The organism is Pseudomonas sp. TUM25319 (assembly GCF_056388475.1).
Genome location: NZ_CM150751.1, coordinates 1,080,716 through 1,102,213, shown reverse-complemented (window position 1 = coordinate 1,102,213; position 21,498 = coordinate 1,080,716). Strand labels below are relative to the sequence as shown.

The following is a 21,498-nucleotide window of genomic DNA, read 5'->3' as shown; positions in this document are numbered from 1 at the left end:
GGCAAGCAATCCCTTGAACACGCGGTCTCTCCTCACACCAGAATCAGGTTGTCGCGGTGCACCAGCTCAGGCTCGGCGCTGTAGCCCAGCAGGCTCTCGATGGCGTCCGACGGCTGGCCGATGATTTTCTGCGCTTCCAGGGCGCTGTAGTTGGCCAGGCCGCGGGCCACTTCCAGGCCATCAGGGCCGACACAGACCACCATCTCGCCACGGCGGAAGCTGCCTTGCACGGTTTTCACGCCAACCGGCAGCAGGCTCTTGTTCGCTTCGCGCAGGGCCTGCACGGCACCGGCGTCCAGCACCAGGGTGCCACGGGTCTGCAGATGACCGGCCAGCCATTGCTTGCGCGCCGCCAGCATGCCGCGCTCGGGCGACAGCAGGGTGCCGATGCGCTCGCCAGCCTTGAGACGGTCCAGCACGCGCTCGATACGGCCACCGATGATGATGGTATGGGCGCCGGAACGGGCCGCCAGGCGCGCAGCGCGCAGCTTGGTCTGCATGCCGCCACGGCCCAGCGCGCCGCCGGTACCGCCGGCCACGGCATCGAGGCTCGGGTCGTCGGCGCGGGCTTCGTAGATCAGTTGGGCCTCGGGGTTGTTGCGCGGGTCGGCGTCGAACATGCCGTCGCGGTCAGTGAGGATCACCAGCAGGTCGGCTTCCACCAGGTTGGCCACCAGCGCAGCCAGGGTGTCGTTGTCGCCGAAACGGATCTCGTCGGTGACCACGGTGTCGTTCTCGTTGATCACCGGTACCACGCCCAGCTCCACCAGCGTACGCAGGGTACTGCGGGCGTTGAGGTAACGCTTGCGATCGGACAGGTCGTCGTGGGTCAGGAGGATCTGTGCGGTGTGCTTGCCGTGCTCGGCGAAGCTCGATTCCCACGCCTGCACCAGCCCCATCTGACCGATGGAAGCAGCGGCCTGCAGCTCGTTCATCGCACTCGGTCGCTTGGTCCAGCCCAGACGGCTCATGCCGGCAGCCACGGCCCCCGAAGAGACCAGCACCAACTCGACGCCCGCTTCACGCAGCGCCACCATCTGTTCGACCCAGACACCCATGGCCGCGCGATCCAGGCCCTTGCCATCCGCTGTCAGCAGGGCACTGCCAATCTTCACGACCCAGCGCTGGGCACCTGTCACCTTGCTCCGCATCTTCTTCCAACCTATCGATCTGTGTGGATTCTGTAGATTCTGTAGATAACAAAACGCCGCTTGAAAAAGCGGCGTTCAGTGTACTGCAACGGATCAGTCGCGCACGTAAATGATTTCCGGACCGTCTTCGTCGTCCTCGTCGTCCCAGAAGTCATCGTCGTCGCTGACATCGTCCACGCTCTTGACGCCGGTGCGGCGCAGGGTGCGGGCGTCGTCGAGGGCCTGCAACTGGGCGCGGGCTTCGTCTTCGATGCGCTGGTCGAGGTCGGCCAGTTCCTCGGCGTAGGCCGGGTCGTTGGCCAGCCGGTCGGCACGGTCTTCCAGGTAACGCATCAGGTCATGGCTGAGCTGCTCGGTCCCCTGGCGGGAGATGGCCGAGATCACGTAGACCGGGCCTTCCCACTGCAGACGATCGACCACTTCCTTGACCCGCTCGTCGCGCTCGTCGTCCGGGATCATGTCCGACTTGTTCAGCACCAGCCAGCGCTCGCGCTCGCCCAGGGAGGGACTGAAGCGCTCCAGCTCGTTGACGATCACTTCGGCGGCATCGGCCGGGCTGCTTTCGTCCAGCGGCGCCAGGTCGACCAGGTGCAGCAGCACACGGGTACGCGCCAGGTGCTTGAGGAAGCGGATACCCAGGCCGGCACCGTCGGAAGCGCCTTCGATCAGGCCGGGAATGTCGGCGATGACGAAGCTCTTCCAGCGATCGACGCTGACCACGCCCAGGTTCGGCACCAGGGTGGTGAACGGGTAGTCGGCAACCTTCGGCTTGGCCGCGGAAACGGCGCGAATGAAGGTGCTCTTGCCGGCATTCGGCAGGCCCAGCAGGCCAACGTCGGCCAGGACTTTCATCTCCAGCTTCAGGTCACGCTGGTCGCCCGGCTTGCCAGGCGTGGTCTGGCGTGGCGCGCGGTTGGTGCTGGACTTGAAACGGGTGTTGCCCAGGCCGTGCCAGCCGCCCTGGGCGACCATCAGTTTCTGGCCGGGTGCGACCAGGTCACCGATCACTTCCTGAGTGGCCGAGTCGATCACCGTGGTGCCGACCGGCACGCGCAGGATCAGGTCGTCGCCTTTCTTGCCGGTGCAGTCGGTGCTGCCGCCGTTGGCGCCGCGCTGGGCTTCGAAATGACGGGTGTAACGGTAGTCGACCAGCGTATTGAGGTTTTCGTCGGCAACCATGAACACCGAGCCACCGTCACCGCCGTCACCACCGTTGGGGCCACCGTTCTCGATGAATTTTTCGCGGCGGAAGCTCATGCAACCGTTACCGCCATCACCGGCTTTGACCCGGATCGATACTTCGTCAACAAACTTCATAAAAACCGCCTCTCGTCAGCTGGACGAGCTGAATGACACAAAGACATAAGGCTCTTGCAAAAATGAGCGCGGCGGCCCCCGTCAACGACCGTAACAACCAGCGCCGGCAGCCCATACAAACAGTTTTGCAAGAGACTCACCCCACAAACGAAAAAGCCCCGTCGCAAGACAGGGCTTTTCCAGCGTTCGCGCGATTACTCGGCGACAACGCTCACGTAACGACGACCGAAGGCGCCTTTTACTTCAAACTTGATCTTACCCGCGATCTTGGCGAACAGGGTGTGATCCTTGCCCATGCCAACGCCGTAGCCAGCGTGGAACTGGGTGCCGCGCTGACGGACGATGATGTTGCCAGGAACGATAGCCTGGCCGCCATACATCTTCACGCCAAGGCGTTTGGCTTCTGAGTCGCGACCGTTACGGGTACTACCACCAGCTTTTTTGTGTGCCATGGTTCAAATTCTCCAGAAGTGGATTCAGGCGATTAAGCCGAAATACCGGTGATCTTGATTTCGGTGAACCACTGGCGGTGGCCCATACGCTTCATGTGGTGCTTACGACGGCGGAACTTGATGATGCGCACTTTGTCGTGACGGCCTTGGGAGACCACTTCAGCGACAACCTTGGCACCCGCTACGACTGGAGCGCCGATGTTCACGTCGTCGCCATTGGCGACCAGCAGAACGCGGTCGAAAGTAACGGATTCGCCAGTGGCGACTTCCAGTTTTTCGATTTTCAGGTATTCACCTTCGGTGACTTTGTACTGCTTGCCACCGGTAACGATTACTGCGTAAGACATGGTATTTCTCCGATAAATCCTGCTCACCCAGCTCTTTATAGGAAGAGTATTGGCTGGCATGGCTGCACGAGGCTGGAACGGCCCGGTGCATTGCGTAAGGCAGGTGCTGCCCAGGAAGTTAGGGTGCGCGATTGTACGCAAGGCATTGCACCCTTGCAAGTGCCGCCCCCCGGCGTCCGGCCGGGCGCCTTGACAGGCCGGGACCCGCAACCTAGCATGCCGCGCAACCTCTATGGAGCACCTGTGGCCGATGCAACCCCAAGCTTTCTACCGCGCGGTAGCGGACGATTTCAGCGCCGTTGACGAGATCATCAAGAAACAGCTGACTTCCCGCGTCCCGCTGGTATCGAAAATCGGCGACTACATCACCTCGGCCGGCGGCAAGCGTCTGCGCCCGCTGCTGGTGCTGCTCTGCGGCAAGGCCCTGGGCCGCGAAGGCGACGATCTGCGCCTGCTGGCCGCCACCATCGAATTCCTGCACACCGCCACCCTGCTGCATGACGACGTGGTCGACATGTCCGGCATGCGCCGCGGCCGCTCCACGGCCAACGCCCTGTGGGGCAACGCGCCAAGCGTGCTGGTGGGCGACTTCCTCTACTCGCGCTCCTTCGAAATGATGGTCGAACTGGGCTCCATGCCCGTGATGCAGATCCTCTCCAAGGCCACCCGGGTGATCGCCGAAGGCGAAGTGCTGCAACTGTCGCGGATCCGTGACGCCAGCACCACCGAAGAAATCTACATGGACGTCATCCGCGGCAAGACCGCGATGCTGTTCGAAGCCTCGACCCACAGCGCCGCCGCCCTGGCCGAAGCCAGCCAAGAGCAGCGCGAGGCCCTGCGCACCTTTGGCGACCACCTGGGCGTGGCCTTCCAGTTGGTGGACGACCTGCTGGACTACAAGGGCGACGCGCAGACCCTGGGCAAGAACGTCGGCGACGACCTGGCCGAAGGCAAGCCGACCCTGCCGCTGATCTACACCATGCGCGAAGGCACCCCTGAACAGGCCGCCCTGGTTCGCCAGGCGATCCAGAAAGGCGGGATCGAGGACCTGGAAAGCATCCGCGAAGCCGTGGAAGCAGCGGGCGCCCTCGACTACACCGCACAACTGGCCCGCGACTACGTCGCCCGTGCCATCGCCTGCCTCGACGCACTGCCGCCGAGCGAATACCGCGATGCACTGGTCGAACTCAGCGAATTCGCCGTCGCCCGCACACACTGATAGTCCCTCCGGCCCGTCGCTCGACGGGCCAGGCTTCTCCCGCGCTTTTCCTCTGCCAGGCAAAACCCTATACAATGTGGGCTTTCTGTACGCACGCCCCGAGGAAATGTAGTGAGCACCTTGCCACCCTGCCCCAAATGCAACTCCGAATACACCTATGAAGACGGCGCCCAGCTGATCTGCCCCGAGTGCGCCCACGAGTGGTCCGCCAGCGGCGAAGCCGAAGCGGCCAATGACGATGTGGTGAAGAAGGATGCAGTGGGCAACGTCCTGCAGGACGGCGACACCATCACCGTGATCAAGGACCTGAAGGTCAAGGGCACCTCGCTGGTGGTCAAGGTCGGCACCAAGGTGAAGAACATCCGCCTGTGCGATGGCGACCACGACATCGACTGCAAGATCGACGGCATCGGCCCGATGAAGCTGAAATCCGAGTTCGTCCGCAAGGTCTGACCCTGAATTCAGAGGCGCGCCCTGCGACACGGGCGCGCACTTCGACAGAAAATGCAAAAAATTCTCATTTGTCACTTGCCATTTAGATAATAAGAATTATTCTCATTGAACGCTTTCAAGGAGAATAGCCATGACTTATCTGATCGACGCCTGGCTTGACCGCCCCCAACCTTACCTGCGCATCCTTCATCGCGAGACCGGCGAAGTCTGTGCCGTACTCGAAGAAGCCGCGCTCGATGAACTGCGCGACCAGGGCGACCTGGATCTCAGTGGATTGAATTCGAGTGAGCCGATCGTGCTCAAGGAACTGGTGAGGAACCTGTTCCTGTTCTGTTATGCCCGGGCGTTGCGCCCGAACACCCCGCATACGGGGTTCTAGCGGATTACTTTGCTGGTCTTTAGGGCCTTATCGCTGGCGACGCCAGCGATAAGGCCTGAAGCCTTACAGAACGTCCAGCAGCTCGACGTCGAACACCAGGGTGCTGTGCGGCGGGATGCTGCCGACGCCCTGGGCGCCGTAAGCCAGCTCGCTCGGCACATACAGGCGCCATTTGCTGCCTGCGTTCATCAGTTGCAAGGCTTCGGTCCAGCCGGCGATCACGCCGCCAACCGGGAATTCGGCTGGCTGGCCGCGCTCGTAGGAGCTGTCGAAGACAGTGCCGTCGATCAGGGTGCCGTGGTAGTGGGTACGCACGTTGTCTTCGCGGGTCGGCTTGGCGCCTTCACCGGCGGTCAGCACTTCGAATTGCAGACCCGAAGCCAGGGTGGTGATGCCTTCGCGCTTGGCGTTCTCGACCAGGAATTCCTTGCCGGCAGCCGCTGCAGCTTCAGCCTTGGCGGCTTGTTCGGCCTGCATGACTTCACGGATGACCTTGAAGCTGGCGGACAGGGCTTCTTCGCTGACGCGGCTTTCGGCACCGTTGAAGGCGTCGGTCAGGCCAGCCAGGATGGCTTCCAGGCTGACACCCGGTGGCGGGTTGTCACGCAGTTGGCCGCCCAGTTGACGGCCGATGCCGTAGCTGACGCGGGTTTCATCGGTGGACAGGTTGATTTCGGACATTGACGTGCTCCGCTGCAGGGCGCATGAAGACCGCGCCCTTCATGAAAAGGGCAAGCAGCCTAGCACACTGCGGCAAAGCAGTTCAGCTACGAGACGGAGCCGCGGGACAACGGCAGCCTGAGGTCTTCCTCGGCGACATCGGCCATGCCACACATTTCATCCTGCACCGACCAGTGCACCAGGTGCGTGGGCAGCGCTGGCAGCCCCACCAGCAGGCGCTGCGCGTCGACCACCGAGTGGACTTTAAGGCGGGCGCCACGGGCGTCGGTCAACGCATGGGCCTTGCCGTGGCAGCGCGCTTCGAGGAGGAAGTCTCCGCCTTCTATGGCGATCAGGTTCAGCTCCTGGACATGACCCGAGCGGGCCTGGGCGTTCAACTCATGCAGGTTCATGGACGTACCTCGCAACAGAAACATTCGAGCGACCGTTCATTTTTTGTACAGCACCGGACAAAGCACAAGGCAAAAACGCAACCGCCCGTCCGTTTTGCAACGGACGGGCGGTGTCTTCGGGGCGGCAATCCGGGATCAGTGCTTGGTCAGCTTGTCCAGGTAACCCATGGCGAACGCCGAGACCACGAAGGTCATGTGAATGATCACGTACCACATCAGGTAGTTCGACGAGATGTTCTGGGCATCCATGAACACCCGCAGCAAGTGGATCGAGGAAATCGCCACGATCGACGCTGCGACCTTCATCTTCAGCGAAGACGAGTCCATCTTGCCCAGCCAGTTGAGCTTTTCCTTGCTTTCGTCGATGTCCAGTTGCGAGACGAAGTTCTCGTAGCCGGAAATCATCACCATCACTAGCAGGCCGCCCACCAGTGCCATGTCGATCAGCGACAGCAGCACCAGGATCAGATCGGCTTCCGCCAGGGCGAAAACGTTCGGCAGGACATGGAAGATCTCCTGGAAGAACTTCAATGCCAGCGCCAGCAGGCCCAGTGACAATCCAAAGTAGATCGGTGCGAGCAGCCAGCGCGAGGCGTACATCGCATTTTCGATAAAGCGTTCCATTGAGCTAGTCACCTGAAGGCGGGGGGAAAATCGAGCGCGAGTATATCAGCCAGACGTGTCAGAAAAAGCCCGCGACGCGCTGCCGCAGGCACGAAGAAAGGCCGGAACACGGGTGTTTCCGGCGCTGCGGGGCTCAGACCGCCTGATGCACGTGGCCGTTGACCCGCCGCAATTGTGCCTGCAGGTGCACGCACCAGATCTGCGGGTCGTCAGCCACCTGATAGCCGTGCAACGTCAGGCTGTCGACGATGGCATTGAGCACCGACTCGGCCACGAATGGTCCGTGGAAAGGGCCTTGGGCCTTGATCGCCGAGGGTTGTTCGCCCGCCATGCCGGCGGCGAAGAGGAGCGTCCACATGCCGTTGTCGCCGGCCAGCGGGCGAATGCTGCATTCGATGCGGGTCACCAGACCCAGGCATTGACGGGTGAGACTGAGGCTGCGCGTCATGGCGAAGACCCTCGGAAGGAACCTTGTTCAGCCTTCGACCACAGAAAAGGCTGTTTCTATCCTGTACCGACGACTATCCATGCCCTGAAGGATAGAAGAAAACCGGCTCCGACAAGTCCACCATGGAAAACGGGCGCCGAATGGTCATGCCACTGCGGCGCCCGCCACTGCTCCATCAGGCCGGCTTGACCTCCGCCAGCGCCTGCTCTGCCTGTTCCTTCTCGGCTTCCTTGAGGTCTTCCTCGCTGATCATCTCGGCAATCACCCGCAGCCGCTCCACCACCCGGGCGTTGACGCTGCCCTCGGGGAACTCGCCGTTCTCGTCCGGCGCGCCGGCAGGCTCGCCCACCAGCAGGCTCAGGGCTTCGTCGGCCTGACTGACCGCGTAGATATGGAACTGCCCGGCACGTACCGCCTGCAGCACACGCTCGTCGAGCATCAGGGTGACGACGTTGGCCTTCGGAATGATCGCGCCCTGCTCGCCGGTAAGACCGCGAGCCTCGCACAGGCGGAAGAAGCCTTCGATCTTCTCGTTGACCCCGCCCACCGCCTGCACTTCACCGAACTGGTTGATCGACCCGGTGATGGCAAAGCATTGCTTGAGCGGTGTCTTCGACAGCGCCGAGATCAGCGTGCACGCCTCGCCCAGCGACGCGCTGTCGCCATCGACGTAGCCGTAGGACTGCTCCAGGGCGATGCTCGCCGAAATCGCCAGCGGGAATTCCTGGGCGTAGCGGCTGCCCAGGTAACCGGTCAGGATCATCACGCCCTTGGAGTGGATCGGCTGGCCAAGGTTGACCTCGCGTTCGATGTCGACGATGCCGCTGCCTCCGGGATAGACGGTGGCGGAAATCCGCGCCGGCACGCCGAACGCCGAGTCCCCCACTTCCAGCACGGTGAGGCCGTTGCACTTGCCCACCGCCGCGCCTTCGGTATCGATCAGGATGATGCCCGCCAGCATGTCGTCGAGAATCCGCGCCGACACCCGTCCGGTGCGGAATGCCTTGGCCTTGAGCGCACGCTCGATATGACCGACGTCGGTCTGCTCGTCGTTGGCCAGGTGGCGGATGAAGTCCGCTTCGCTGACCAACTGGAACAGGTCGCCAATCCGCGCCGACAGACGCTTCTGGTTTTCCGCCAGACGTGCACTGTAGGTCGCCAGGCGCGCCACCGCATCGGCGGTCAGCGGCGCCATGCCTTCCTCGCTGGTACGGGTCTTGAGCAACTGGGCGAACTGCTCGAGGCTCTCGTCATGCATCGGGATTTCTTCGTCGAAGTCCACCAGCACGCGGAACATCTCCTGGAAGTCCGGATCATGGTCCTGCAGCGCGTAGTACAACTGGCGCGAACCGATGATGACCACCTTGACCTGCAGCGGGATCATCTGCGGCGTCAGGGTCACGGTGGCAATGCGGCCCAGCTCGCCCAGCGGCGACTCCATCTTCAGCTTGCGCGATTGCAGCGCGCGCTTGAGGGCGTCCCAGACGAAGGGCTCGCCGAGCATCTTCTCCGCTTCGAGAATCAGGAAACCGCCATTGGCCCGGTGCAAGGCGCCGGGGCGCAACTGCCGGTAAGTGGTGTACAGCGCACCCTGGTCGGTGCTGTATTCGATACGGCCGAACAGGTTGTCGTAGGTCGGGTGCGGCTCGAACACCACCGGCGCACCGCCGCTGGCCGAATGGCCGACCACCAGGCTCGGAGCGTACTGCTCTTCGAGCATCTTGCGCGCGGCGGCGTCGCTCTTGGCGTCATCCACCAATTGCTCGACCACGGTGCGCAGCAGGTTGACCTGCATGGCCTGCAGGTAGGCGCAGACCGCAGCGTTCTCCGAATACTTTTCAGAAAGCGGCGCCAGCAACGGCTGCAGGGCCAGGGTAATGGTCTCTTCGTTGAGCTGACGCAACTGGTTGTTCGACTCGCGCTTCCATTGCGGCAAGCTGGCCAGTTCCTCGTTGAGGCGCTCCTCGAGCTCGGCGATGTCTTCGTGGAAGCGCTCGCGCTCGGCTTCCGGCAACTGGGCGAATTCCGCCTCGTCAAGGGCCTTGCCGTCGCTCATCGGGGTGAAGGCGACATTGCTGCTGTCGCGATACAGCGCCACGTCCTTTTCCAGCGAAGCGCGTTCGATCACATCGAGGGCGCGGTCATAACGCTGGTTGAAGGCGCGGTCGATGCCGCTCTTTTTCTGCTGGTAGGACGGGTGTTCGAAGACCGCCGGGAAGGTCGCCAGCAGGTTGTCGATCAGGCCGCCGATATCGGCGATGAACGTGTTCGCGCTGCCTGGCGGCAGCTCCACCGCACGGGGCTCGCGCGGTTCGTCGAAGTTGTTGACGTAGACCCAGTCCGACGGGGTCTGCAGGCGCTTGCCTTCGGCCTTCAGGTAGCGTTTGACGAACGAGAAGCGGCCGGTGCCCGGCTCGCCCATGACGAAAACGTTGTATCCCGGACGTGGCATGGCGACGCCGAACTGCAAGGCTTCGACCGCACGCTCCTGGCCCAGCACACCGCGAAATGGCTCCAGATCATTGGTTGTGGAAAAAGCGAACTGTTCAGCGGAAAACGGCCGGGTCAGGGCTTCGGGCGCAAGACGCAGGCTCGCAGCGACAGGATCGGGCATCGGGCTTCCTTACTTCGGCGGGGCAGATGTCGGCATTCTGGCGCCGCCAGCGCCCGCGTTGCAAGGCTCTTGGCGCATTTGCCCACAAGGCTCGAAAGCGTTATGAGTCAAGGGCGTTAAAGCAATATTTCGCAATTAATCGCGGAACCGTGGAAGCTGCCTAAACTCATACACTGCGCGGCCGGGTGATAACCGGACCCGATCTGGCAACGCCAGCCCTGGCAGGCCAGACAACCCTGACCTTTGGTTTGCACAATCAGAAAGAGAACAAAGCTATGAAACGGATTCTTCTGGGTACTCTGTTCACCGCAGTTTCGATCAACGCCATGGCCCAGGCGCCGGGCGGCCCGGATTGCGGTTGGGGCAACATGCTGTTCGAAGGGCAACGCGGCACGCCTGCCCACTTCCTCGCTTCCACCACCAACGGCACGTCCGGCAACGCAACCTTCGGCATGACCTCGGGCACCAACGGCTGCTCGACCAACGCCGCACTGACCTATGGCGGCAAGTCCTGGTTCGCCATGAACGGCATGATGAACGAGCTCTCCGAAGACATGGCCAAGGGCCAGGGCGAAGCCCTGACCACCTATGCCGTGGTACTCGGCGTGGCACCGGAAGACCGCGCGCACTTCGCCGCTGTCACCCACCAGCACTTCCAGGACATCTTCAAGACTGCGGACATCACCGCCGAAGACGTTCACACCAATACCCTCGCTGTCCTCAAGTCCGACGCGCGCCTGGCCAAGTACGCGACCCCGGCCTAAGCGCTGCTCATCCCGCCCCGGTCCGGGGCGGGATATTCCGGATCGTCCCTAATATCGGCTTCATTCAAGACGTAGTTGCCCGACATGCTCAAACGCCTCGCCTATCTGGCGCTGTTCGCCTGCGCCCCGCTGCACGCCGCACCCTTCATGGACGATTCGCGCCTGCAACGGCTGGCCGCCGATCCCTACTGGATCAGCCTGGGGCATTACGAGACCGGCAAGCTGGGCGGCTGGCGAAGCTATGTCGACGACACGCGATTCTTCCTCGCCGAGGACGGCGCCCATCACCCCGACCGTGAACTGGCGGCGACCCTCAAGGCCCTCTACGAGCCTGCCAGCAAGGGCGAGCAGCATGCGCAATGTGTCTTTCCGGCACGCACCCGCTGGTTGCGCGATCAACTGCAACTGAACGACCTGCCGGCGCCAGCGTGCAAGGAATACCAACAGTGGTTCAAGGATGTCTCGCCGCACAGCGCGGTGCTGATCTTCCCGGCCGCCTATCTCAACAGCCCGTCGTCGATGTTCGGCCACACCCTGTTGCGCATCGACCAGGCCGACGTGCAGAGCAACGAAACCGCCCTGCTCAGCTACGCGGTCAACTTCGGCGCCTACATCGAAGGCAACGACAACAGCATTCTCTACGCCTGGAAGGGCCTGATGGGCGGTTACCCCGGCCTCTTCGCCCTGGTGCCTTACCAGGAAAAACTCTCCGAATACCGCAGCCTGGAAAACCGCGACCTGTGGGAATACCGGCTGAACCTCACGCCCGAGGAAACCGGGCGCATGGTCGAGCACATCTGGGAGCTCAAGCAGATCCGCTTCGACTACTTCTTCTTTGATGAAAACTGCTCCTACCGCCTGCTCGAACTGCTGCAAGTGGCGCGCCCGAGCCTCGACCTGACGTCACAATTCCCGCTCACCGCCATCCCCACCGATACGGTGAAGGCGGTCAAGCAGGCCGGGCTGGTCGAGCGCACCGACTACCGTCCCTCCCGCGAACGCGAGTTGCTGGACCGCGCCGCGCCCCTGGACAAGGCCGAGCAGCAACAAGTGCTGGCCATCGCCGCCGATACCGGCCATCTGCAAACCCACGAGTTCACCAGCTTGCCGCGTGATCGCCAGGCACTGGTGCAAGATGCCGCCTACCGCCTGGAACGCTACCGCGCCAACGGCCAGGAGCGTGATCCGGCGCAGGCCAGACGCAGTTTCGAACTGCTGCGGGCGATCAACCGCAATCCGCCACCGCCGCTTCAGGTCGAACGCCCGGGGCTGCCGGAAGACGGTCACCAGTCACGGACCTGGCAACTGGGCGTCGGCACCCGCGAAGACCGCGCCTTCGCCGAGTACGGCCTGCGCATGGCCTATCACGATCTCAACGACAACCTGTACGGCTTCCCGCTGGGCGCACAGATCGAGATCCTCCAGCTCAAGCTGCGCCAGTACGAGGGCAACGACTGGCAGGTGCAGCGCCTCGACCTTGCGACCATCCGCTCGCTGACACCGCGCAACGACCTGCTGCAACCCTGGTCGTGGCAGGTGGCGGGCGGCCTGGAGCGAGTGCCGGGCAAGCATGACGACGAAGTGCTGGTCAGCCATGTCAACGGCGGCGCCGGCGGCACCTGGACGCTGGGCGATGACATGCTCGGCTTCGCCCTCGGCACGGTGCGGGTCGAGCATCACAACGACTTCGCCCAGTTCATCGCCCCCGCAGCGGGCTTCAATACCGGCGTGCTGTGGCGCAACGGGCTGGGCAACCTGAGCCTGGAGGCCAAGGGCGACTACTTCATCAACGGTGAAGTGCGCCGCAGCCTGAGCCTGAACCAGCAGTGGGAACTGAGCGACAGCCTGGGCCTGCGCCTGAGCGCGAAGCGGGAGTTCAGCCAGTTGGCGACTGCACAGAACGAAGTGATGCTGGAACTGAAGTGGTACAACTACTGAGCTTGATGCCGCTCTTCAAGGCCTCATCGCAACAGTTTCACGGTCTTTTGACGGCACTCTGACAATCCCGCACCTAGACTTTTCCGATCATGCGGAGAGTGTTGCGATGCGGCGGTACGCGTTTGTTCTGTTGTTACTGTTGGCCGGTTGCCAATCAACCCACCAGCAATTGCTCGACCGGGGTTATCCACCGGCGTACGCCGATGGCTTCCAGGACGGTTGCGGCAGTGGCCGCCAGGCCGCCGGGGTGATGGCGGGAGAATTCCGCAAGGACGTGCCGCGCTATCTCCACGAGCGCCAGTACGAAACCGGCTGGGACGACGGCTTTCGCCAGTGCCAGGCCATGCGCCAGCGCCAGGACCAGCAGAACTACTACAACCGTCACTGGGATGAACGGGAAGAACAATGGCAACAGGAAAAGGACCGTGACGCTGCCCGCGCCTATCGGCGCTGAAAAGGTCGCGAATGGACATCCACTGAAACCGTGACCCTGCCAGCATGGTCTTCTGGCAAAGGAGACCGTTCATGAGCCGTGCATTCGTCAACGAAGACCAGGCCGCCGCGCAGGCCAGCCAACCGGTGGAGCGCAAGGTCAGCGACCAGCCCAACTACGTCACCGCCCAGGGGCTGACACACCTGCAGCAGCGGGTGGCGCAACTCAACCAGCTACGTAGCGAACTGCTCGCCCAGGGTGAACGGGCCGACAAACAGCGCCTGGCCGATACCGAACGAGACCTGCGTTACTTCAGCGCCCGGCAGCAGAGCGCCCAGGTGGTGCCGGCGGCAACGTCGCGAAAGAAGGTGCAGATCGGCAGCCGGGTGACCTACGCCGATGAGCAGGACCGGGAGCACCAGGTGCAACTGGTGGGGGAAGACCAGGCCGACATCGCTGCCGGCCTGGTCAACTGGGGTTCCCCGTTGGGCCGGGCGCTGCTGGGAGCGGCGCCCGGTGACGAGATTGTGTGGCGACGACCGGCGGGCGATCAGTTGATCGAAGTCGTCGCCATCGAGCCGGAGCCCGAAACTTAGACTACGCCTTGAGCAAGCATGGCATCGGCGACCTTCACGAAGCCGGCGATGTTGGCGCCCTTGACGTAGTTGATACGGCCGTTTTCTTCACCGTAGTGAACGCAGGCGTGGTGGATCGACTGCATGATGTTGTGCAGCTTGCTGTCCACTTCACCGGCGGTCCACAGCAGGCGCATAGCGTTCTGCGACATTTCCAGGCCGCTCACCGCAACGCCACCGGCGTTGGACGCCTTGCCCGGAGCGAAGAGGATGCCGGCTTCGATGAACAGGTCCACTGCTTCCAGCGTAGTCGGCATGTTGGCGCCTTCGGCCACGCAGATGCAGCCGTTGGCCAGCAGTGCACGGGCGTCTTCCAGGTCCAGTTCGTTCTGGGTCGCGCACGGCAGCGCGATATCGCACGGCAGGCTCCATGGACGCTGGCCGGCACGGAATTCTAGGCCGAACTGGCTGGCCAGTTCGCTCAGGCGGCCGCGCTTGACGTTCTTCAGCTCCATCAGCGCGTTCCACTGCTCGTCGGTCAGGCCGGCTTCAGCAAACAGGGTGCCTTCGGAGTCGGACAGCGAGATAACCTTGCCGCCCAGGTCCATGACCTTGCGCGCAGCGTACTGGGCAACGTTGCCGGAACCGGAGATGGCAACGCGACGACCGTCGATACGCTTGTCTTCACGCTTGAGCATTTCTTCGGCGAAGTACACGCAGCCGTAGCCGGTGGCTTCCGGACGGATCAGGCTGCCGCCGTAGTTCATGCCCTTGCCGGTCAGCACCGAGGTGAACTGGTTGGCGAGGCGCTTGTACTGGCCGAACATGAAGCCGATTTCGCGCGCGCCCACGCCGATGTCACCGGCAGGCACGTCGAGGTCGGCGCCGATGTGGCGGTACAGCTCGCTCATGAAGGCCTGGCAGAAGCGCATGACTTCCGCGTCGCTCTTGCCCTTCGGATCGAAGTCCGAACCGCCCTTGCCGCCGCCCATGGGCAGCGAAGTCAGGGAGTTCTTGAACACCTGTTCGAAGGCAAGGAACTTCAGCACGCCGATGTTCACCGACGGGTGGAAGCGCAGGCCGCCCTTGTAAGGACCGATGGCGCTGCTCATCTGGATGCGGTAACCGCGGTTGACCTGGACCTTGCCAGCGTCATCGACCCAGGAGACGCGGAACAGTACGGCGCGCTCGGGCTCGACCATGCGTTCGAGAATGCCGGCTTCGAGGTAATGCGGGTTGGCTTCGAGGAACGGCCACAGGCTGCGGAGAACTTCTTCGACGGCCTGATGGAATTCGGGCTGGGCAGGATCGCGCTGTTTCAGGCGCGCGAGGAAATGGTCGACAGATTCGATCATGAGTAGACATCTCACCGAGGGAGTTGGACTTTTTGGTTTTTTCGGGACTTTACCAAGAAGCAATCGCACTGGAATAGGGCGAAATGTCGTTTTTATGAATTTTTTTGGTGCATTTCTGTAAGTGTATACAGCCTTCGATGGCCTCATCGCTGGCACAGACCTGATTCACAGGCACAAAAATGGGGCCACCAAGGGCCCCATTCCTGTGCATCAATAACCGACCTTACTGGGCCAGCTTCTTGTGGCGTACGCGGTGCGGCTGGGCAGCTGCGTCGCCGAGACGCTTCTTGCGATCCGCTTCGTACTCGGTGTAGTTGCCTTCGAAGAACACCGCCTGCGAGTCATCCTCGTACGCCAGGATGTGCGTCGCAACGCGGTCCAGGAACCAGCGATCGTGGGAAATCACGATGGCGGCGCCCGGGAAGTCCAGCAGGGCTTCCTCCAGCGAACGCAAGGTTTCGACGTCGAGGTCGTTGGACGGTTCGTCGAGCAGCAGGACGTTGGCACCCTCTTTCAGGGTCAGGGCCAGGTGCAGACGGCCACGCTCACCACCGGAGAGGTCCTTGACGAACTTCTGCTGGTCGCCGCCCTTGAAGTTGAAGCGGCCGACGTAGGTCCGCGACGGGATCTCGTAGTTGCCGATGCGGATCTGATCGGAACCATCGGAGATCTGCTGGAACACGGTCTTGTTGCCGTCCAGGTCTTCGCGGCTCTGGTCGACGCAGGCCAGTTGCACGGTTTCGCCGATCTCGATGCTGCCGGAGTCCGGTTGTTCCTTGCCCATCAGCATGCGGAACAGTGTGGATTTACCAGCACCGTTACCACCGATAACGCCGACGATCGCGCCTTTTGGCATGGTGAACGACAGGTTGTCGATCAGCACGCGGTCACCGTAGCCCTTGGAGACGTTCTTGAATTCGATGACCTTGTCGCCCAGGCGCGGGCCGGCCGGGATGTAGATCTCGTTGGTCTCGCTGCGTTTCTGGAATTCCTGCGACTGCATTTCCTCGAAGCGCTGCAGACGAGCCTTGGACTTGGACTGGCGGGCCTTGGCGCCTTTGCGCACCCACTCCAGCTCTTCCTTCATGGCCTTTTCATGAGCCGACTGCTGCTTGGATTCCTGGGCCAGACGCTCGGACTTGGCTTCCAGCCAGCCAGAGTAGTTGCCCTCGTAAGGAATGCCGGCGCCGCGGTCGAGTTCCAGAATCCAGCCGGCGACGTTGTCCAGGAAGTAACGGTCGTGGGTAATCGCGACCACGGTGCCCGGGAAGTCGTGGAGGAAGTGTTCCAGCCAGGCGACGGAGTCGGCGTCCAGGTGGTTGGTTGGTTCGTCGAGCAGCAGCATGTCCGGAGCGGACAGCAGCAGACGGCACAGGGCGACCCGACGCTTTTCACCACCGGACAGGTGTTCGACCTTGGCATCCCAGGCCGGCAGACGCAGCGCATCGGCGGCAACTTCCAGCTGGCGCTCCAGGTTGTGGCCGTCGCTGGCCTGCAGGATGGCTTCCAGCTTGGCCTGCTCGGCGGCCAGCTTGTCGAAGTCGGCATCCGGCTCGGCGTAGGCCGCATAGACCTCGTCCAGGCGGGCCTGGGCGTCCTTGATCACGCTGACCGCTTCCTCGACCACTTCACGCACGGTCTTGGACGGATCCAGTTGCGGCTCCTGGGGCAGGTAACCGACGTTCAGCTCGGGCATCGGGCGGGCTTCGCCATCGAACTCGGTGTCGACGCCAGCCATGATTTTCAGCAGGGTGGACTTACCCGAGCCGTTCAGGCCGAGCACGCCGATCTTGGCGCCCGGGAAGAAGGAAAGGGAGATGTTCTTGAGAATTTCACGCTTGGGCGGAACAACCTTGCTCAGCCGGTGCATGGTGTAAACGTATTGAGCCAAAATGCGGACCTCGCTCGAATCGTTGGAAACGCCCCGTCGCCAGGACGGAGCTTGAATAAACCGGGTATCGGGGGACGGCCGCGTCGCTGCGTCGGCGGAATACTCCCCAGGCAGGCGCGCGGCGGGTTCAGGCAACGGCCTCACCCGTTTCTGTCGCGTAGTCGAAGGCCGTAAGGTTACCCGAACTGGGCGGCCGCGGGCAGTGGCTCCCACGGCGCGAGCGGTGTCGCCGACGAACAGGACTGGCACTTTGCCACAACTCAGGGCATGCTAGCCGCCCTTCGGGCGTCAGGCTTATAGTGCAGCCCTCAGATCGCCGCCCGTGTGGTCGGCATTGCCCACGGGCTGCTGCGCCACGGCCAGCCATACCGCAGGATCACCGTTTGACCAATCTCACTCAGTCGTCTTCCTTGCGCAAAGCCCCCACTGCGTCGGGTCAGTCCCTGCGCGGATCGCTGAAAGGCGCGCTGGCCCTGCTGGTGCTGTTGCTGCTGGCGTTGCTGTTTTGGCAGATGATCGACCAGTATCACCACACCCTCGCCGATCGCCGCCAGCACAGCGTCGATGCCAGCGCCGAGCTGGCCGATCGCCTCAACCTGAGCCTGGCCCTCGAGGCACAGACCGCGCTCAACCTGCTGCCGTCCGGCACTGCGGCACCCGACGAAACCGACATGCCGGTGCTGTTCACCCGTGCCCACCAGCGTCTGCCTGCCCTGCACAGCCTGGCCTGGATGGATAGCGAAGGGCGCATCCTGCGCGACAGCATGAACAACACGCCAGACCAGGCGGCCATGGCTGAACTGCTGCGGCAGAACCGCGATCACACCCACCGCTTCAGCAACGCCGAAGACAACACCTTCGTCTATCTGCTGCTGCGCCAGCCCGGCGACGCGCCCGACGGTTACTGGCTGCTGCGCTTCCAGCCGGTGTGGTACGAACAACTGGCGAGCCGCCTGGGACATGACGGGAAAACCCGCTGGCAACTGGAAAACAGCCGCACCGCACAGGTGCTCAGCGAACACCCCACGGCGCAGCCGGTTGCGGCACCCGACAGCGAAGTGGAACCGCTGCAAAGCGTGATGCTGGCTTTCCTCGACAACAGCGACTGGCAACTGCGCGGCCTCTACGATGCCGAACGCAGCCGTCGCGAGTTGCTTCCGGCCCTGATCGGCAAGGCCATGTTCGGCGTGCTCTGTGCACTACTGCCGTTGCTGGCGCTGATCAATATGCGCCGCCGTCACCAGGTGCTGCAGGAAGGTCGGCGACGCTACCAGGACATTTTCGAAGGCACCGGGGTGGCACTGTGCGTGCTGGACCTCTCGGGCCTGACCGCAATGCTCGACCGCCTGCGCCTGCGCAGTCGCCTGGAACTGGAGCAGCGCCTGGAACTGGACCCGGCACTGCGCGAGATCCTGCTGCACGAGTTGAAAGTCACCGAGGTCAATCAGGTTGCCCTGCAGTTGCTCGGCGTGGACTGCTGCGAAGGTGCCTGGCGCCATCTGGTGGCCGGCAGCGCCCTGGAAAACGACGGCATCGGCCTGCAACTGGTCAGCTCCGTTCTCGACAATCAGGCGCAACTCGAGCTGGAAGTCCGCCTGCCCGGGCCCCAAGGCCTGGAGCAACACCTGTGGCTGATGGTGCGTTTTCCAGATGAGCGCCGTGACTACCATGCGGTGATCCTCAGCATCAGCGACATCACCAGCCGCAAGCGGGTCGAGCTGTCGCTGCTGGAGCGCGAGAGTTTCTGGTCCGACGTGGTCCGTACCGTGCCGGACCAGCTCTACGTCCAGGACGTGCAGAGCATGCGGATGATCTTCAGCAACCGGCATCTCGGCCAGACCCTCGGCTACGCGCGCAACGAGCTGGCGCAGATGGGTGAGTTCTTCTGGGAGATCCTGCTGCACCCCGAGGACGCCGAGCTCTATCGCAGCCTGCGCCAGCACCAGCGTCAGACCGGCTATGTCGAGCAACTGCATTGCCAGTTGCGCTTCCGTCACCATGACCAGCGCTGGCGCCGCTATGACATCCGTGAGCAGGCCCTGACCCGCGACACGACGGGTCATGTCACGCGGATCATCGGGGTGGCCAAAGACGTCACCGACCAGCTGGAAGCCAGCGAGTCGCTGCGCGACAGCGAGCAGCGCTACCGCATGCTCGCCGAGAGCATCAGCGACGTGATCTTCTCCACCGACGATCAGTTGCGCCTGAACTACGTCAGTCCGTCGGTGCGCACGGTACTGGGCTACGACGTCGACTGGATCTTCAACAACGGCTGGCAATCGACCATCGCCAACCCAGGGCAACTGTCCGGCCTGTCGGCCCTGGTGGAGCGGGTCAACCGCGCCCTGGGCGACGCCGCGCAACTGGAAGCCCTGCGCACCCAGGTTCCGACCCAGCTGTTCCTGTTCGACTGCCTGCGTGCCGACGGCCGCAAGATCCCCATCGAATTGCGTCTGGTGCTGGTCTGGGACGAACACGACCAGTTCGGCGGCATCCTCGGCGTCGGCCGCGATATCAGCCAGCAACGCCGCGCGGAAAAAGACCTGCGCATGGCCGCGACGGTCTTCGAGCACTCCACCTCGGCAATCCTCATCACCGACCCGGCCGGCTATATCGTCCAGGCCAACGAAGCGTTCAGCCGGGTCAGCGGCTATGCAGTCAGCGATGTCCTCGACCAGTTGCCGAGCATGCTCACGGTCGACGAACAGCAGGAAGCCCACCTGCGCTATGTGCTCAAGCAATTGCACCAGCGCGGCACCTGGGAGGGCGAAGTCTGGCTCAAGCGGCGCAACGGCGAGCACTACCCGGCCTGGGTCGGCATCACCGCGGTGCTCGACGACGAGGGCGACCTCGCCAGCTACGTGTGCTTCTTCACCGACATCAGCGAACGCAAGGCCAGCGAGCAGCGCATCCACCGCCTCGCCTACTACGACGCCCTGACCCACCTGCCCAACCGCACACTGTTCCAGGACCGCCTGCACACCGCGTTGCAGCAGGCCGAGCGGCACAAGTCGTGGGTGGTGCTGATGTTCCTCGACCTCGACCGCTTCAAGCCGATCAACGACTCCCTGGGCCACGCCGCCGGCGACCGCATGCTCAAGGACATGGCCGAGCGCCTGCTGGACTGCGTCGATGACGACGACACCGTGGCGCGCATGGGCGGCGACGAGTTCACCCTGCTGCTGCAGCCGCGGGCGACCCGGGACATGGCGCTGAACCGTGCCATCCATGTGGCCGAGCAGATCCTCGGCAGCCTGGTGAGGCCGTTCGTCCTGGAGAACCGCGAGTTCTTCGTCACCGCCAGCATCGGCATCGCCCTCAGCCCGCAGGATGGCAGCGAGCTGAGCCAGTTGATGAAGAACGCCGACACCGCCATGTACCACGCCAAGGAACGCGGCAAGAACAACTTCCAGTTCTACCAGGCGGACATGAACGCCAGCGCCCTGGAGCGCCTGGAACTGGAAAGCGACCTGCGCCATGCCCTGGAACAGAACGAGTTCATCCTCTATTACCAACCGCAGTTCAGCGGCGACGGCAAGCGCCTGACCGGCGCCGAGGCGCTGCTGCGCTGGCGTCATCCGCAGCGTGGACTGGTGCCGCCGGGCGACTTCATCCCGGTGATCGAAGAGCTGGGCCTGGTGGTGGATGTGGGCGACTGGGTGATTGCCGAAGCCTGTCGCCAGCTCAAGGCCTGGCACCAGGCGCGGGTCCGGGTGCCGAAGGTGTCGGTGAACATTTCGGCGCGGCAGTTCTCCGACGGCCAGCTCGGCACGCGGATCGCCACCATCCTCGGCGAAACCGGCCTGCCGCCGGCGTGCCTGGAACTGGAGCTGACCGAAAGTATCCTGATGCGCGAGGTCAACGAAGCGATGCAGATCCTCGACAGCCTCAAGAACCTTGGCCTGAGCATTGCCGTCGACGACTTCGGCACCGGCTATTCGTCGCTCAACTACCTCAAGCAGTTCCCCATCGACGTACTGAAGATCGACCGCACCTTCGTCGATGGCCTGCCGGAAGGCGAGCAGGACGCGCAGATTGCCCGGGCGATCATCGCCATGGCCCACAGCCTCAACCTGGCGGTGATCGCCGAGGGCGTGGAAACCCACGAGCAACTGGAGTTCCTGCGTGAGCACGGCTGCGACGAGGTCCAGGGCTACCTGTTCGGCCGGCCGATGCCGGCCAACCAGTTCGAGGCGCAGTTCAGCAACGAGACGCTGTTCATGCTCGAATAGCGGCGAGCTTTAAGCTGCAAGCTGCAAGAAAAAGCGGATCGCGGTGCCCTTCCGTCTGCGCTCAGGCCCAACAGGTTGCCCCGGAGAAGCAAGAGTTCGTGCGGCGACACCGTACCGCTCTTCTCTTGCGGCTTGCAGCTTGAAGCTTGCAACTCCTCTTGAACCCCATTTGTCTGCCAGATGATCCCCTTTCATATGCCAGACAAAAGTCTATGGGGTAGAATGCCCGCCTA

18 protein-coding genes and 1 pseudogene are annotated in these 21,498 nt (G+C 63.1%); 8 read left to right on the top strand and 11 right to left on the bottom strand.

What is annotated here, in order from left to right; translation table 11 throughout:
- Window positions 1–32: 32 nt before the first annotated feature.
- The 4 genes from proB to rplU form a co-directional block, all read right to left on the bottom strand.
- The gene (proB, locus tag AC05QJ_RS05150) at window positions 33–1,151 is read right to left on the bottom strand and encodes a glutamate 5-kinase (RefSeq protein WP_476745900.1); all 1,119 of its coding nucleotides are present in this window, start codon (window positions 1,149–1,151) and stop codon (window positions 33–35) included.
- Window positions 1,152–1,244: 93 nt separating this feature from the next.
- On the bottom strand, window positions 1,245–2,468 hold the full coding sequence (gene cgtA, locus AC05QJ_RS05145; protein WP_476745899.1) for an Obg family GTPase CgtA: 1,224 nt from the start codon (window positions 2,466–2,468) through the stop codon (window positions 1,245–1,247).
- A gap of 194 nt (window positions 2,469–2,662) precedes the next feature.
- A complete protein-coding gene (gene rpmA, locus AC05QJ_RS05140; protein ID WP_009398991.1) occupies window positions 2,663–2,920 on the bottom strand; it encodes a 50S ribosomal protein L27 in 258 nt (85 codons plus the stop codon).
- A gap of 32 nt (window positions 2,921–2,952) precedes the next feature.
- Window positions 2,953–3,267, bottom strand: coding sequence for a 50S ribosomal protein L21 (gene rplU / locus AC05QJ_RS05135; RefSeq protein WP_476745898.1), 315 nt, complete (start codon window positions 3,265–3,267; stop codon window positions 2,953–2,955).
- 250 nt (window positions 3,268–3,517) lie between these two features.
- Here rplU and AC05QJ_RS05130 point away from each other — a divergent pair, with 250 nt between their 5' ends.
- From AC05QJ_RS05130 to AC05QJ_RS05120, 3 genes are all read left to right on the top strand, one after another.
- Entirely contained in the window at window positions 3,518–4,486 is a 969-nt protein-coding gene (locus AC05QJ_RS05130) for a polyprenyl synthetase family protein (RefSeq protein ID WP_476745897.1), read from the top strand.
- 111 nt (window positions 4,487–4,597) lie between these two features.
- Window positions 4,598–4,939, top strand: coding sequence for a zinc ribbon domain-containing protein YjdM (locus AC05QJ_RS05125; protein ID WP_042124778.1), 342 nt, complete (start codon window positions 4,598–4,600; stop codon window positions 4,937–4,939).
- Between the two features lie 130 nt (window positions 4,940–5,069).
- Window positions 5,070–5,318, top strand: coding sequence for a PA4570 family protein (locus AC05QJ_RS05120; protein WP_476745896.1), 249 nt, complete (start codon window positions 5,070–5,072; stop codon window positions 5,316–5,318).
- A 63-nt stretch (window positions 5,319–5,381) separates the two neighbouring features.
- On the opposite strand, the gene AC05QJ_RS05115 is transcribed toward AC05QJ_RS05120, so the two are convergent.
- From AC05QJ_RS05115 to AC05QJ_RS05095, 5 genes are all read right to left on the bottom strand, one after another.
- Window positions 5,382–5,999 carry an FKBP-type peptidyl-prolyl cis-trans isomerase gene (locus tag AC05QJ_RS05115; RefSeq protein WP_476745895.1) on the bottom strand — a complete coding sequence of 206 codons (618 nt, stop codon included), beginning with the start codon at window positions 5,997–5,999 and terminating at the stop codon, window positions 5,382–5,384.
- Window positions 6,000–6,085: 86 nt separating this feature from the next.
- Complete coding sequence (locus AC05QJ_RS05110; protein ID WP_476745894.1) at window positions 6,086–6,391, bottom strand: DUF6482 family protein; 306 nt, start codon at window positions 6,389–6,391, stop codon at window positions 6,086–6,088.
- 135 nt (window positions 6,392–6,526) lie between these two features.
- Window positions 6,527–7,015 carry a TIGR00645 family protein gene (locus AC05QJ_RS05105; protein ID WP_476745893.1) on the bottom strand — a complete coding sequence of 163 codons (489 nt, stop codon included), beginning with the start codon at window positions 7,013–7,015 and terminating at the stop codon, window positions 6,527–6,529.
- A 133-nt stretch (window positions 7,016–7,148) separates the two neighbouring features.
- Entirely contained in the window at window positions 7,149–7,463 is a 315-nt protein-coding gene (locus AC05QJ_RS05100; RefSeq protein ID WP_476745892.1) for a PA4575 family protein, read from the bottom strand.
- A 175-nt stretch (window positions 7,464–7,638) separates the two neighbouring features.
- On the bottom strand, window positions 7,639–10,077 hold the full coding sequence (locus AC05QJ_RS05095) for a Lon protease family protein (RefSeq protein WP_476745891.1): 2,439 nt from the start codon (window positions 10,075–10,077) through the stop codon (window positions 7,639–7,641).
- Window positions 10,078–10,352: 275 nt separating this feature from the next.
- Between AC05QJ_RS05095 and AC05QJ_RS05090 the strand changes: the two genes are divergently transcribed.
- From AC05QJ_RS05090 to AC05QJ_RS05075, 4 genes are all read left to right on the top strand, one after another.
- Window positions 10,353–10,841, top strand: coding sequence for a DUF3015 domain-containing protein (locus tag AC05QJ_RS05090; protein WP_476745890.1), 489 nt, complete (start codon window positions 10,353–10,355; stop codon window positions 10,839–10,841).
- 84 nt (window positions 10,842–10,925) lie between these two features.
- Window positions 10,926–12,779, top strand: coding sequence for an Lnb N-terminal periplasmic domain-containing protein (locus tag AC05QJ_RS05085; RefSeq protein WP_476745889.1), 1,854 nt, complete (start codon window positions 10,926–10,928; stop codon window positions 12,777–12,779).
- A 106-nt stretch (window positions 12,780–12,885) separates the two neighbouring features.
- On the top strand, window positions 12,886–13,233 hold the full coding sequence (locus tag AC05QJ_RS05080; RefSeq protein ID WP_476745888.1) for a hypothetical protein: 348 nt from the start codon (window positions 12,886–12,888) through the stop codon (window positions 13,231–13,233).
- A gap of 71 nt (window positions 13,234–13,304) precedes the next feature.
- Window positions 13,305–13,808, top strand: coding sequence for a GreA/GreB family elongation factor (locus AC05QJ_RS05075; RefSeq protein ID WP_476745887.1), 504 nt, complete (start codon window positions 13,305–13,307; stop codon window positions 13,806–13,808).
- Here the strand turns inward: AC05QJ_RS05075 and gdhA are convergent.
- Together gdhA and ettA are read right to left on the bottom strand one after the other, a co-directional pair.
- The gene (gene gdhA / locus AC05QJ_RS05070) at window positions 13,805–15,142 is read right to left on the bottom strand and encodes an NADP-specific glutamate dehydrogenase (RefSeq protein WP_476745886.1); all 1,338 of its coding nucleotides are present in this window, start codon (window positions 15,140–15,142) and stop codon (window positions 13,805–13,807) included. The genes AC05QJ_RS05075 and gdhA overlap by 4 nt on opposite strands.
- A 223-nt stretch (window positions 15,143–15,365) precedes the next feature.
- A complete protein-coding gene (ettA, locus tag AC05QJ_RS05065; RefSeq protein ID WP_476745885.1) occupies window positions 15,366–17,033 on the bottom strand; it encodes an energy-dependent translational throttle protein EttA in 1,668 nt (555 codons plus the stop codon).
- A 1,091-nt stretch (window positions 17,034–18,124) separates the two neighbouring features.
- On the opposite strand from ettA, the pseudogene AC05QJ_RS05060 reads away from it, so the two are divergent.
- A pseudogene (locus tag AC05QJ_RS05060) lies at window positions 18,125–21,265 on the top strand (sensor domain-containing protein); the annotation flags it as partial.
- Window positions 21,266–21,498 lie beyond the last annotated feature (233 nt).